The organism is Tepidimonas sp. HKU78 (assembly GCF_049860815.1).
GTDB lineage: Bacteria > Pseudomonadota > Gammaproteobacteria > Burkholderiales > Burkholderiaceae_C > Tepidimonas.
Map to the genome: position 1 here is coordinate 968,074 of NZ_CP187547.1, position 12,978 is coordinate 981,051.

General features: G+C 66.2%; 10 protein-coding genes. 8 read left to right on the plus strand and 2 right to left on the minus strand.

Translation table 11 applies throughout. From position 1 onward, the window contains the following. Positions 1-15: 15 nt before the first annotated feature. Positions 16-432: a thioredoxin family protein gene (locus ACPYIS_RS04735; protein ID WP_058615900.1), complete on the minus strand. Its 417-nt coding sequence runs from the start codon at positions 430-432 to the stop codon at positions 16-18. 31 nt (positions 433-463) lie between these two features. On the opposite strand from ACPYIS_RS04735, the gene ACPYIS_RS04740 reads away from it, so the two are divergent. The 4 genes from ACPYIS_RS04740 to ptsP are packed head-to-tail and all read left to right on the plus strand — an operon-like array spanning position 464 to position 3,484. Then, on the plus strand, positions 464-1,054 hold the full coding sequence (locus ACPYIS_RS04740) for a hypothetical protein (RefSeq protein ID WP_153004436.1): 591 nt from the start codon (positions 464-466) through the stop codon (positions 1,052-1,054). Positions 1,055-1,075: 21 nt separating this feature from the next. Continuing rightward, positions 1,076-1,522, plus strand: coding sequence for a PTS sugar transporter subunit IIA (locus tag ACPYIS_RS04745; protein WP_058615902.1), 447 nt, complete (start codon positions 1,076-1,078; stop codon positions 1,520-1,522). After that, complete coding sequence (locus ACPYIS_RS04750; RefSeq protein ID WP_058615903.1) at positions 1,491-1,760, plus strand: HPr family phosphocarrier protein; 270 nt, start codon at positions 1,491-1,493, stop codon at positions 1,758-1,760. The genes ACPYIS_RS04745 and ACPYIS_RS04750 overlap by 32 nt, the downstream gene beginning before the upstream one ends. After that, a complete protein-coding gene (gene ptsP / locus ACPYIS_RS04755) occupies positions 1,757-3,484 on the plus strand; it encodes a phosphoenolpyruvate--protein phosphotransferase (protein WP_424859892.1) in 1,728 nt (575 codons plus the stop codon). The genes ACPYIS_RS04750 and ptsP overlap by 4 nt, the downstream gene beginning before the upstream one ends. A 507-nt stretch (positions 3,485-3,991) precedes the next feature. Here ptsP and ACPYIS_RS04760 read toward each other — a convergent pair. Further along, positions 3,992-5,230 (minus strand): IS256 family transposase, encoded by a 1,239-nt coding sequence (locus tag ACPYIS_RS04760; RefSeq protein WP_132963481.1) that lies wholly within the window; start codon positions 5,228-5,230, stop codon positions 3,992-3,994. 45 nt (positions 5,231-5,275) lie between these two features. On the opposite strand from ACPYIS_RS04760, the gene bcsA reads away from it, so the two are divergent. The 4 genes from bcsA (at position 5,276) to ACPYIS_RS04780 (ending at position 12,977) form a co-directional block, all read left to right on the plus strand. Further along, positions 5,276-7,210, plus strand: coding sequence for a UDP-forming cellulose synthase catalytic subunit (gene bcsA, locus ACPYIS_RS04765; protein WP_425974102.1), 1,935 nt, complete (start codon positions 5,276-5,278; stop codon positions 7,208-7,210). A 47-nt stretch (positions 7,211-7,257) separates the two neighbouring features. Beyond that, positions 7,258-9,546 carry a cellulose biosynthesis cyclic di-GMP-binding regulatory protein BcsB gene (locus ACPYIS_RS04770; protein WP_424859890.1) on the plus strand — a complete coding sequence of 763 codons (2,289 nt, stop codon included), beginning with the start codon at positions 7,258-7,260 and terminating at the stop codon, positions 9,544-9,546. 90 nt (positions 9,547-9,636) lie between these two features. After that, a complete protein-coding gene (locus ACPYIS_RS04775) occupies positions 9,637-10,677 on the plus strand; it encodes a glycosyl hydrolase family 8 (protein ID WP_424859889.1) in 1,041 nt (346 codons plus the stop codon). A gap of 98 nt (positions 10,678-10,775) precedes the next feature. Further along, the gene (locus ACPYIS_RS04780; protein ID WP_424859888.1) at positions 10,776-12,977 is read left to right on the plus strand and encodes a cellulose synthase subunit BcsC-related outer membrane protein; all 2,202 of its coding nucleotides are present in this window, start codon (positions 10,776-10,778) and stop codon (positions 12,975-12,977) included. The last annotated feature ends 1 nt before the right edge of the window (position 12,978 follow it).

The following is a 12,978-nucleotide window of genomic DNA, read 5'->3' on the forward strand; positions in this document are numbered from 1 at the left end:
CCGCGGGGTGCCGAACTAGCGCGGCGCCAATCGCTGGCGCGCCTGGCGTAAGCGCTCGTCCAAGTAAGGCCCGTAAAAGTCCGCCAGCCCCATGCCCTCCATGCGTTCGGCCAGTTCCCGCCCTTGGGCGTCCACGAACAGCAAGGTGGGCGCCACGCCGATGCGCCATTGCCGCGCCAGCGCCTGGCCCGTGGTGGGGCGCTGGTCGAAGCCGACGATGGGCGTTTGCCGGTCCAGCATGTCCACCTGCACTGCGGCGACTTCTCCGCGGCGCAGCATGGGCAGCAGGTGGCTGCGGCGCACCACGTCGCAGAACGCGCAACCTTTGAGCGTGACCATGACCACCAAGGGCTCGCCACGGGCGGCGGCGGCGCGCGCCGCGTCGGGCAGCGATGCAGGGACGGGCAACTGGTCATCGGTGCGGGTGGACATGCGCGTAGCCCTCTGGGGTAGGATGCGGAGTATGCAATGGTGCCATGATAGGCCGTCTGCCGCCGTCGTGTGGGCGGCCATGGGTTTCGTGTTCGTCGCCGGCTGCAGCCCGGCGCTGGACTGGCGCACCGCGCGCTTCGAGGCGGCGCCGGTGGAGGCAACGCTGCCGTGCAAGCCGGAACGGGCCACGCGCGAGGTGCCGCTGCGCGGCCCGCAGCAGCCGCCCGTGGCGCTGCACATGCTCAGTTGCCAGGCAGCGGGGCGGACCTTCGCGGTGGCGGCGGTGCGGCTGCCCGATGCCCCGGCAGCGGGCGCGGCGGCGGCCTCGACCCCGCCCATGGATTGGATCGAGACCTGGCAGCGCGCCAGCTGGGCCACGCTGCGCGTCGATGCCGGCGCGGCGCCGGCGCCCGCGGGCTGGCAGGCCGTGCCGTGTGCGCTGCGCGATGCCGCCTGGTCGCGCTGCTGGCGCGGCAGCGGCCAAGGGCCGGATGGCCAGCCGGTGGCGGCCGAGCTGCACTGGGCCAGCAACGGCCGCTGGCTGGTGCAAATGGCGCTCTATGGGCCGAGCCTGCCGCCCGAGGTGCACGCGCTGTTTTTCGGCGGCGTCGCGCTGCGCTGAACCCGCCCATAATCACGGGTTGTGAACGGCATCCTCGTCATCGCCCACGAACCGCTGGCGTCTGCCCTGCGGCAGTGTGTGTTGCACGTCTTTCCGGATGCAGCGCTGGCGGTCAGCGCGCTGGACGTGCCGCCGCACCAGCCGCCCGAGGTGACGCTGGCCCAAGCCCGGCACCTGATCGCCCTGCAGGGGGCCGACGATACGCTGGTGTTGACCGACGTCTTCGGTGCCACCCCCTGCAACGTCGCCGCCCAGCTCATCGACGGCGTGCACACGCGGCTGGTCACGGGCGTGAATCTGCCGATGCTGCTGCGGGCCGTGACCTACCGCCACGAGCCCATCGATACCCTGGTGGCGCGCGCCACGCTGGGGGGCACGCAAGGCGTGATGCCGCTGTCGCCCACCGCACCCCAGAACCAATCCCGCCGACCTGCCCATGATCCAGCGCACCGCGACCATCAGCAATAAGCTCGGCCTGCACGCCCGCGCCTCGGCCAAGCTCACCAAGCTCGCCAGCTCGTTTGCGTGCGAGGTCTGGCTCAGCCGCAACGGGCGGCGCGTCAACGCCAAGAGCATCATGGGCGTGATGATGCTGGCGGCCGGGTTGGGCAGTACGGTCGAGATCGAAACCGACGGCCCGGACGAGCAGGCGGCCATGGACGCCATCGTGGCGCTCATCGACGACAAATTTGGGGAGGGGGAATGACGTTCACGCTGCACGGGCAGGCCGTCTCGCGCGGGGTGGCCATCGGGCGTGCGGTGCTGGTGGCGTCCAGCCGCATCGACGTGGCGCACTACTTCATCGCGCCCGAACAAGTGGAGGCCGAGCTGATCCGCTTGCGCGGTGCGCGTGACGCGGTGATGGACGAGATTCGTCGCTTGCAGCAAGGGCTGGCGCAGGCCGAAGCGATGGAGACCCATACCGAGCTGGCCGCGCTGCTGGAGGTGCACCTGATGCTGCTGCAGGACGAGCACCTGCACGAAGGCGTCAAGCACTGGGTGACCGAGCGCCACTACAACGCCGAGTGGGCGCTGACAGCGCAGCTGGAGCTGGTGGCCAAGCAGTTCGACGAGATGGCCGATCCTTACCTGCGCGAGCGCAAGGCGGATCTGGAGCAGCTCGTCGAGCGCATGCTGCGCGCCATGCGCGGCGTGGCCTCGCCGGTGGCGGCCGCGACCCCGGGGGTGGAGGGCGACCCCCTGGTGCTGGTGGCGCACGACCTGTCGCCGGCGGACATGCTGCAGTTCAAGCAAAGCGTCTTTGCCGGCTTCGTCACCGACGTCGGTGGCAAGACCAGCCACACCGCCATCGTCGCGCGCAGCCTGGACATCCCGGCCGTGGTGGGGGCGCGCCACGCCAGCCAGCTCGTTTGCCAAGACGACTGGGTCATCGTCGATGGCGATGCGGGCGTGCTCATCGTCAACCCCACGCCGATGGTGCTGGCCGAGTACGGCTACCGCCAGCGCCAGGGCGTGATCGAGCGTGAGCGGCTCGCGCGCATCAAAAACACCCCCGCCGTGACGCTGGACGGCGAGCGCATCGAGCTGCTGGCCAACATCGAGCAGCCCGAAGACACCTTGCCCGCGTTGTCGGTCGGCGCGGTCGGCGTAGGCCTCTTTCGCACCGAATTTCTGTTCATGGGGCGGGGCGGCAAGCTGCCCGACGAAGAGGAACAGTACGACGCCTATCGCCGCGCGGTGGAGGGCATGCACGGCCTGCCGGTGACCATCCGCACCGTGGACGTGGGTGCGGACAAGCCGCTGGACCACCACCGGCGCGACGAGCACCTCAACCCCGCGCTGGGGTTGCGCGCCATCCGCTGGAGCCTGGCCGAGCCGGCGATGTTTCTGACCCAGCTGCGCGCCATCCTGCGCGCGGCCGCGCACGGCAAGGTCAACCTGCTCATCCCGATGCTGGCGCACCTGAGCGAAATCCGCCAGGTACACGCCATGCTGACCAAGGCACGCGAGCAGCTCGACCGCCGCGGCGCGGTCTACGGCCCCGTGCGCGTGGGCGCCATGATCGAAGTGCCCGCCGCCGCGCTAGCCGTGCGGCTGTTCGTGCGCCACTTCGACTTTTTGTCCATCGGCACCAACGACCTGATCCAGTACTCGCTGGCCATCGACCGTGTGGATGAGTCGGTCGCGCACCTGTACGACCCGCTGCACCCGGCGGTGCTGCGCTTGGTGGCCGACACCATCGTCGCCTGCTGCGAGGCGGGCAAACCGGTCAGCGTCTGCGGCGAAATGGCCGGTGACGTCACGCTGACCCGCTTGCTGCTCGGGCTGGGCCTGCGCAGCTTTTCCATGCACCCGACGCAAATCCTGGCCGTCAAGCAGCAGGTGCTGCGCAGCGACACGCGCAAGCTGCGCGCCTGGGCGCAGCAGGTGGTCGGCAGCGACGAGCCGGCGTTGCTGTTGGGGGATTGAGTCTGAAGGGGTGGCCGAGGTCTGCCACCGGATGTTTCCGCGATGTCGACATAAAGAAGTCGGGCTTCTGGCCGATAATCTATCGTCGTCTTCCAAACGTCAACGATCGTTCCAGCACCGAAGCGCAAAGAGATCCATGAAATTACAAGGGTTCCACCCGTGGGCGCGTGAGCCGTGGCGCGCGTGGGGTTGGGCGTGGGTCTTACTTGCCTTCGTCTGGGTGTTCTTGGCATGGATCCCGGTCCCCGTGGCGACTCAGGCGGTTTTGGCGTGGGGCGTTGTGGTTTTGGTCGCCTGCATGCAGCCGTGGGCGCGGCACAAGCCGTTGGCGCGGTTGGTGGTACTCTGCCTTGCCGCCTGGGTGACAGCGCGCTACCTCGTTTGGCGCACCACGGAAACACTGGGTTTTCACGATCCGCTGTCGTGGGTCGCGGCGGTGCTACTGTTTGCCGGGGGATGTCCTGTTTTTTGTGTGTGGGGCGGTTTCTGAATCTGTCCTCGTGTCGTTCAGCGTGGTGCGAGGGTGAAGCGGTCGCCGTATAGTATCGCGAACTGGTTCATCGCCGATTTCCACTCCTTGCTCGCCCGCTTCCAGTCCGCGGTGATGTTGCGCAAGGCCAGCCAGATCAGCTTGGTGGCCGCCTCGTCGCTTGGGAAGTGCCCGCGGCTCTTGATGATCTTGCGTAACCGCGAATGCACGCTCTCGATGGCGTTGGTGGTGTAGATGATCCGCCGCACTTCGGGCGGGAACGCGAAGAACGGGATCACCCGGCTCCACGCCCGCCGCCAGGCCGCGACCACGGTCGGGAAGCGCTGGCCCCACGGCCCTGCCTCGAACGCGTCCAGCGCGCGCTCGGCGGCCTCCGCGCTCGGTGCGGTGTAGATCGGCTTGATCGCCGCGGCCAGCGCCTTACGGTCCTTCCAGCTCGCATAGTCGAGGCTGTTGCGGATCAGGTGCACGATGCAGGTCTGCAGGGTCGTGGCCGGAAACACCGCCTCCAGTGCCTCCGGCAGGCCCTTCAGGCCGTCGGCCACGCCGATCAGCAGGTCCGTGACCCCGCGGGTCTTGAGATCGTTGAACACCTTCATCCAGAACTTCGCGCCTTCGGTGTTCTCGATCCAAAGCCCCAGAATGTCGCGGGTCCCGTCCGGCAGCACGCCCAAGGCCAGATACACCGCCTTGTTGCGCACCACGCCGTCCTCGCGGATCTTCACCCGCAGGGCATCGAAGAACACCACCGGGTACATCGGCTCCAGCGGCCGGGCCTGCCAGGCCCCCACCTCGGCCATCACCGCGTCGGTGACGGCGCTGATGAACTCCGCTGACACCTCGATGGCGTACATCTCGGCCAGATGGCCCTGAATCTCGCGCACCGACATGCCGCGGGCATACATCGAGATGATCCGGTCGTCAAAGCCGGCAAACCGGCGCTCATGCTTCGGGATCAGCTGCGGTTCGAAGCTGCCGGCCCGGTCGCGGGGCACCTCGATCCGCAGCGGCCCGCCGTCGGTCAGCACGGTCTTGCCGCTGCGGCCGTTGCGATGGTTCCCGCAGCCGCCCTCGGGGCTGGCCAAGTGCACGCCCAGCTCAGCCCCCAAGGCGCGCTCGATCACGGCCTTCTTCAGCTTCTGGAACACGGCCTCGACGCCGGCGGCGTCCATCGGTCCGGGGATCAGCTTCTCAAGCAGCTCGTCGGGAAGAATGGCGTCCGGCTTCGCGGCGGGGGTGGTCTTCTTGCGTGGCATGGGGGCTCCTGGAAGTCGTCATGGTAGGCCCCTCACACAAAAATCCTGACACCCTCGTTTGCCGCGGAACTCTACGGCATCGCGATCTACGCCTTGGGGTTGTTCGTCAATGTGTATCCCAAGGTGCGGCGGCCGGTACCGTTGCCTGCAGACCCTGCCGATTGGCCAACGGTCGATGTCTTGGTGCCCACTTACAACGAAAGTCCAGAGTTGCTCGAGACGACGTTGCTCGGCGCGCTAAACATGCGCTACGCCCCGGGAAAACTCACGGTTTATTTATTGGACGACGGTGGAACCCGGCAGCGCTGCAACGATCCGGACCCTGTGCGTGCAGCGGCGGCGCAAGAGCGGGCGCAGACCCTGCGCGCGCTTTGTCAGCGGTTGGGGGTCCAGTATTTGACCCGGGACGACAACCGCGGGGCCAAGGCGGGCAATATCAATGCTGCTTTGCCCCGCATCCATGGCGATCTCGTGGCAGTCTTCGATGCCGACCACGTGCCAACCGTCGACTTTTTGGAGCGCACGGTGGGCGCATTCTGCGCCGATCCAAAGCTATTCTTGGTGCAAACCCCCCACTTTTTCGTCAACCCCGATCCACTGGAACACAACTGGCGGGTGTTTGGCCGTATTCCCAGCGAAAATGACATGTTCTATCACGTCATTCAGCATGGTCTGGATTCGTGGGATGCTTCGTTCTTTTGTGGTTCGGCGGCGGTGTTGCGGCGCAAAGCCTTGTTGTCGATCGGGGGGTTGCCCGGGCAATCTATCACGGAAGATGCCGAGGCTGCGCTGTTGCTGCACGCCAACGGCTGGCGCAGTGCCTACATCGATCGCCCGATGGTGGCGGGCCTGCAGCCTGAGACTTATTCTAGTTTCGTCTCCCAACGAGTGCGTTGGGCGCAGGGCATGATGCAAATCATGCTTATACACAATCCGTTGACTTTGCCGGGTTTGCGTTGGTGGCAGCGTTTGGCTTATTTCAATAGTGTTTTTTTCTGGTTGTTTCCATGGGCGCGTTTGGTTTTTATGCTCGCGCCTGCCTTGTATCTGATTTTTGGTTTGCATGTCTATCAAGCCAATTTGGCACAATTTTTTTCCTATGCCCTGCCTCATCTCGCTGCCGCCCTGTTGACCAATCAGGTGCTATATGGGCGTGTGCGCTGGGCGTTTATTTCGGAGCTCTACGAGCTGGCACAGTCTTTCTACGCGGCTTCTGGTATTTGGCGTGTGTTGCGCAATCCCCGATCACCACGGTTTCTCGTGACTCCCAAGGGCGAGCAGCGAGAACAGGTTTTCATCTCTCAATTGGCGAGGCCGTTTTATGTGCTCATACTTATCGGGTTTTTGGCGCTGGGGTTTGCGGCTTGGCGTTGGATAAATGATCCGGCTGCGCGTGAAACCGTAATTATCACGGTGGCATGGCAAATTTTCAACCTGATTTTGCTCGCTGGCGTTATGGGGGTTTTGCTGGAGCGGCAGCAGCGCCGTGTCGCGCCCCGTATGCCTTCGGATGCGCGAGCGTCTTTGTGGGTGGGCAATGGTGCGCAGGTCAACGCCCGGTTCGCTGATCTTTCCGCTTCAGGCTGCCGCTTGATTTTGGATCAGTCAGTGGCTGGGCGCTATGGAGATGAGATGACGCTCGAAGTTCACGTCGATGTGTTGCAGCGGACGATCTTGATACCCACTCGGGTGGCTTGGATAAGGGGGCAGGAGATGGGATTGCATTTCGAACCTGAATCGGTTGCCATGCAGCGCGACATCGTCGCGCTCGGCTACGGCGATAGCCGACGCTGGGTAGCGTTCCGACAGCAGCGAGAGTCCCAGGAGCGTCCCATTTTGTCAGCAGCCTGGTTTCTTGTGCGTCACGGTTGGTCCGGCACAGCGGCGCATCTGTGGCAGCTGGGTCGAGAAGGCGTTCAAGGCGCGCTGCGCTTTATACTTCGCCGACAAGAACGTGGCGTTACGCCAAGGCATAGCTGAACCGATCCTGGCTCATTGAGCTTTTTCGTCTATCAAAAAAGCATTTCATGATCATGAAGAAAACAATCGCCTGGCGGTGCTGGCTCGTTGGCGTATCACTCCTAGCAGCGACGGTTGGGTGGGCGAAACCTACGGCACAACCGACGGCGGCCGTGGTCGCGGCGGCTGCGGCGGCGTCCGCACCGCGCGACGCGACGCTGCTGGCGGCACCGTTGCGCGCGTTTATGCCGAGTCCAGGGCCACTGACGTTGCGGGGCACCGACGGGCAGGCGACGGTATTCCTACCCATTGCCACGCGGCTGGAGGTGCGTCGCGCAGTGTTGCATTTGGTGGCTAAGAATTCGTTGTCTCTTCTGCAGGGGCGATCCCAGCTACAGGTGCGTCTAGGTGGGCGAGTTGTGGCTCAGGTGCCACTAGACCCGCGGTTGCCCCAATTGGAGGCGCAAATCGCATTGCCGCTGCGCGAAGTCAAGCCCGGTTACCACGCATTGACATTCGCGGTCGCGCAGCACTACACCATGGAGTGCGAAGACCCCTCTGCCCCTGAGCTGTGGACGGAGATCGACACCGAGCGATCGTGGATTCAGCTCGAAGGTGGGCTGCGCCAGTGGCAGCCGACCGTGGCCGAGTGGGGTGCAGTATTCGATAATCGCTTGTGGGGACCGCAGACACTGCTAGTGGCGACGCCTGGCGCCACCGTGACGCAACAGCTGCGCTGGGGGGGCTTGGCAGCGCAAGCGGCCGCCCTGCGGCTGGCTTACGTTCCACTGAGGGTTCGCTCTGTATTGGCCAGACCCGGCGGTGGCGACACGGGAGATCGCACCACACCCGTGCGCGTCGCCAGTGCCGAGTGGCCCGATGCCGATGCGGTGTTGATCGGCACGGCGGCATCGTTGCAGCCCCTGCTCGAGGCCAATTGGCACGCGCGTATTCGCGGTCCTTTTCTGGCGTTATGGCCTCTTCCGGAGCGCCCAGGGCGGTTTGCCCTGGTTGTCAGCGGCGCGACCGAACAGGAAGTCGATCAGGCGCTCCACGCATTGGCGCTCATGCGCACCCCGCTGCCGCGGGCGTCGGCTGCCGTCGTCTCCGCCCTGCAGTGGCCATCGTTGTCGGAGCCGCCGGGGGCGGATCGCGTGCTGCCAGGACAATCTGTCACGTTCGCGCAATTGGGCGTGCGCACGGTTCAGTGGCAAGGCCGCTTTGGTGAGTTAACCGTGCCCCTGGTTTTGCCCGCCGACCTTTATTCGCCAGATGAGTCGAGTGCTCGTCTGCGCCTGCGATTTGCGGTCGGCGCCGGTTTGCGCGAGGACTCGGTCATCAATGTCTTCGTCAATGGGCTGTTTCAAACCGCCGTTGCGCTGCGGCAGCCTGACGGCGGGTACATGCGGGATTACGCCATCTCGCTGCCGATATCCGTCTTTCGCTCCGGCCGCAACGAGTTGACGTTCGCCGTGTCCATGGTGCCCACCCGTAGCGGTCGGTGCGAATGGTTGCAAACCGACAACCTACGCTTGACGTTGTTCGATGACTCCCGTATCGAATGGCCCCAAGCGGCCCGCCTGACACAACTGCCCGATCTGGAGCTGTGGCAGCGCGCCGCGTTTCCGCACGCCAGCGTCGCGTGGGGCAGGCGTACGTCAGTCGTGGTGGCGGAACCGAAGCCCCAGGCGATGGCCGCAGCCTGGATGTTGGCGGCCAAGCTCGCCCAGGTGCAGGGATCCCCGTGGCTCGAGGCTCACTGGCAGGCGGGGCTGGACGGCCGCTGGAATCATGATCACGTTTTATTGGTGGGAGCATGGGCCGATTTGCCCCCTGACCTGCAGCCGAGTGCTTTGTTGCGCAAGGGGGGTGGTACCTGGCTGGAGGGGGTTGCCCTGAGGGCGTCGGCCGCAGGGCCGACGGTGCAGGCGACCGCGATCTGGGACGTATTGCAGGGCGGTCTGTTGGGCGAGGGAGCCTTGTTGTTGCAGACGGCGCTCCCTGGGCGTTCGGCGGGCGCGCTCACGCTACTGACGGCGGACGAGCCATCCGGGCTGCAGAATCAGACCGATGCGCTCGTCGATCCGGCGGTTTGGGGACAGTTACGCGGGGACGTCGCTTGGTGGCAGGGACGCGACGATATCTTCACGCAGTCATGGTTCGATCGATATACCGTGGGGGACGCGTCGATTTGGCAGGAGCTGAGTTTTGCACTTTGGCGCCGACCTTGGATGGGTTTGGGTGCACTGGCGTTGTTCGTGTTGGTGCTGGCGTGGGTTACGTGGAACCTGTTGCGCCGTTGGCGGGGGGCATCTTCTGCGCCTGGCGACGCGCGGATGACAACAGAGAAAGGTTGAATACCCATGGTCGTGGCGCAACGAGCCGACACGCTCTTCGATAAAGGGTGTACCCGCCGACAGGCCGCCGTTTGGACGGCTGCGGGTTTGATGGCTGCGCTTGGGGGTTTCGAGGCGCGTGCAGCCCTTGCCGGTCGGGAGTGGTCCAGTCTGTATGCCGCATGGAAAGCGGCGTTCGTACAACCCTCGGGGCGCGTCGTGGATGATGGCCAACAGGGCATCACCACATCGGAGGGTCAAGGCTACGGCATGCTGCTGGCATGGGCCGCGGGCGATCAGCAGGGGCTGGAGTCGATGTGGCAGTGGACGCGGACCCATCTGGCGGTGCGCGACGACGGTTTGCTGGCGTGGCGCTGGTCTCCCGGCGAGGGGGTGACCGACCGCAACAACGCGACCGACGGCGACTTGCTGGTGGCGTGGGGCCTGGCATTGGAGGCCCGGCATCGACCGTCGTGGCGTGAACCGGCTCGGGCGCTGGCCCAGTCGATTCGGCGTCATGCGGTGCGATCTACCAACTGGGGGACCGTTTTGCTGCCGGCTGCGCAGGGGTTCGAGACGCCGCGCGGGCTGGTCGTCAACCTTTCGTATTGGGTTTATCCCGCGTTGTTGGATCTCCCCGAGTTGGACCCTGACCCGGTCTGGGGTGAACTGATTGCCAGTGGTCACAAGCTGCTGGCGCTGGCTCGCTTCGGCACTTGGGGGCTGCCGCCGGATTGGTTGCTGCTCGTCGATCCGCTGATACCGGCGCCCGAGCGCCCAGCCCGGTACGGGTATGAAGGCGTTCGCATACCCCTCTATCTTGTTTGGGCGGGCATGGCAACGCCGCAGCGCATGCAGCCATGGCGGGATTTCTGGGCGCAGTTTCCGCGCGCGGGCTTTATGCCGGCCTGGGTCGATTTACACAACCCGTGCTTGAGTTCAGAGGCAGCCAGCCCCGGGGCTCGCTTGATCCGGGATTGGGTGGAGTCGCGCAACCCACCCGTCGTCGCCGACCGAGAGGGTTTGATACGCTCAGGGTACTACTCGGCGACGATCGGAATGCTGACTGTGGCGGCGTCCCGATGGCCGGCGGCACGAAGGCAACGGGTCGTCTCCCTCATGCGCGAAACCCATTCCCCCTTGACTCTATGAAGCGAATCCCTCGATCGCTTGCCGCCCTGCCCGACCCTATCGGGCGGCCCCGAGCCCGAGGGCCTTGTTGGCCGGTCGTCCTGGTCTGCCAGGCAGTGGTGGGAGTTGGGGCGGCGTCTGCCGAAGAGACATTGCTGTATCTGCGGCAACGACCACCGGGCAGCGTCGAGGAAGTCCGTCAGCTGCCGCCTGCCGCGGATTGGCGACGAACAGCCCAACCCCTGATCCGGCTGCAGAAGGCGCCCGAACGGGCGTCACCGCCGATATTCGGCATCGACGCGCCGCCGCAGCCCCGCGAGGCGCAGGCCCCAACACCTGCGCCAACGGCGACGAGAGAAGCGCGCCGCCGCCCGCTCGCCACCGATCGGCGTGAGCCCGCACCCGGTATTCAGTTGCGCTTGGACTGGCTGCTGCAGACGTCGCCCGTTGGCGAGCGAGCGGCGCGAGCCGGGATCGACACCGACCGCGCAACGCCGTCGGCACCGCTGGAGGATGCGTTGCAGCGCAGCGAGGCGGGCGATCCGGTGCCTGATCTGTCCGAAAGGGTGAGCCAAGCAGCGCCTGATTTGTTGGCCAGCCAAGACCCCGATCGCTGGCTACGGGTGGCGTGGGCGCTGTATCGCCAGCAACACGACCGCGAGGCAGCGGATTGGTTTCGGCGAGTGCTGGCCGCGCAGCCCGAATCCCTGCCCGCCCGAGAGGGACTTTTTTACACCTGGCGACGGCTCGGATTGTGGGAGGAGGCGCTCACCGTGGCAGAGCCGGTGGCCGGTTTGGCACGCGCGCGGGCCGATCTGGCCGTGGAGCTGGCGCTGAGCGCCCGAGAGCGTGGCGAGTGGGCGCAGGCGCGCGCCTGGCTCGAGCGGGCCCAAAGCGAAGGGCGACGCGACGAGGATGTCGAGCGCCTGCTGGCCTGGACGTCGTTGCAAGGCGGGGAAGCTGCCGAGGCGGTGCAGCGGTTCGAGGCGGTGCAGCGGTTCGAGGCGCTCTTGCGGCGTCATCCAGAGGACGACGATCTGGCGCAAGGGCTGTGGCTGGCGTTGCGCGGTGACGGCTCCCACCCCGCAGACCCCCGATGGCTGGAGGAGCTGCCCGCGCTGGCACGCGTGGACCGGCGCGAGCGTGCCCGGCGCTGGCGCGATGTGGGGTTGGCCATCGATGCGGCTGCCCTAGACGAATCGGCCGACCCAGGTCTGCAAGGGCTGGCGCAGCCGCGCCTGACGCTGGCGTGGGCGCAGCAGGAGCGCTCGGGCGAGGTCGGCACGAGTCGGCTGCGAGTGCAGCGGCAGCCCTCCCTGCAATGGCAGTGGTGGGGATACGGCGCGGCATGGACGCTCACGGTCGAGCAGCAGCAGTTCGACGTGCGGGGCCCGATACCATTGTCGCGCGTGGGCAGCGCGCTCGAGAACGGATCGCCACCGGCCGTCGCGGAGCGGGGCTGGGGCTGGGAACTCCAAGGCCGCGCGTTGGGGCCACAGGGATGGCGGTTTCGCCTCGGCTCCACTGCGCACAGCGTTGATTTGCCCGCCACGTGGACGGGCGCAATCGGTTGGCGCCAGCAAACGGACGACCGCGCGTGGGAGGCGCAGGGGTTTCGCCGCGCGATACAGGAGTCGCGCCTTGCCGCCACAGGATGGCGCGATCCGGCCGGCGGCCAGCCTTGGGGGCGCGTGCTGGGACAGGGGGTGCGCATCGAGGGCAATATGGCGTGGCCGACGCCCGGGCAGCGTATCGGCGCGGAATGGCTCTGGGAGCGCCTCAGCGGCGTGAACGTCGCGTCCAACACCCATCGCTCGGTTGACTTCAGTTGGATGCACGACGGGTCTTTGCCGTCCATGCGTTGGGCCGCTGTCGGTCCCTACATCACGTTCGAGCAATACGGGCGGCGCCTGTCGGACTATCACTGGGGGCACGGGGGGTATTTCAGCCCCCAGCGCTTGCTCAGCAGTGGGATAAGAGCAGCATGGCAGACGCGAGAGCCGCACGCGTGGGTCTTGGCGGGGCAGGCACAGGTGGGATGGCAAACCCTTCGTGAAGACGCCGCACCGTGTTTTGCCTTGCCGCCGCCGATCACGCCCGGCCCGTGTGAGGGGCTGTCCGCCAGCCGGAACGCCGGTTGGACGGGCAGCTTGGCATTGCAGGGTGCGTGGCGGCTGGATCCGCGCTGGGCGCTGGTCGGCAGCGTCTTGCTCCGTTCCGCGCCGTCATACCGGGAACACAGCTGGACCCTTGGGCTGCGCTACCACTGGGCTCCCCGGGGCCCGATCGTGGGGCAAGATCTGCCCGCACCGTTGCGCTGAT

What these genes read in the sequence shown, in the direction of transcription:
- ACPYIS_RS04775 (WP_424859889.1), top strand. Translation starts at nt 9,637, where the DNA reads ATGGCTGCGCTTGGGGGTTTCGAGGCGCGTGCAGCCCTTGCCGGTCGG.
- ACPYIS_RS04740 (WP_153004436.1), top strand. Translation starts at nt 464, where the DNA reads ATGCAATGGTGCCATGATAGGCCGTCTGCCGCCGTCGTGTGGGCGGCC.
- ACPYIS_RS04770 (WP_424859890.1), top strand. Translation starts at nt 7,258, where the DNA reads ATGATCATGAAGAAAACAATCGCCTGGCGGTGCTGGCTCGTTGGCGTA.
- ACPYIS_RS04750 (WP_058615903.1), top strand. Translation starts at nt 1,491, where the DNA reads ATGATCCAGCGCACCGCGACCATCAGCAATAAGCTCGGCCTGCACGCC.
- ACPYIS_RS04735 (WP_058615900.1), bottom strand. Translation starts at nt 432, where the DNA reads ATGTCCACCCGCACCGATGACCAGTTGCCCGTCCCTGCATCGCTGCCC.
- ACPYIS_RS04760 (WP_132963481.1), bottom strand. Translation starts at nt 5,230, where the DNA reads ATGCCACGCAAGAAGACCACCCCCGCCGCGAAGCCGGACGCCATTCTT.
- ptsP (WP_424859892.1), top strand. Translation starts at nt 1,757, where the DNA reads ATGACGTTCACGCTGCACGGGCAGGCCGTCTCGCGCGGGGTGGCCATC.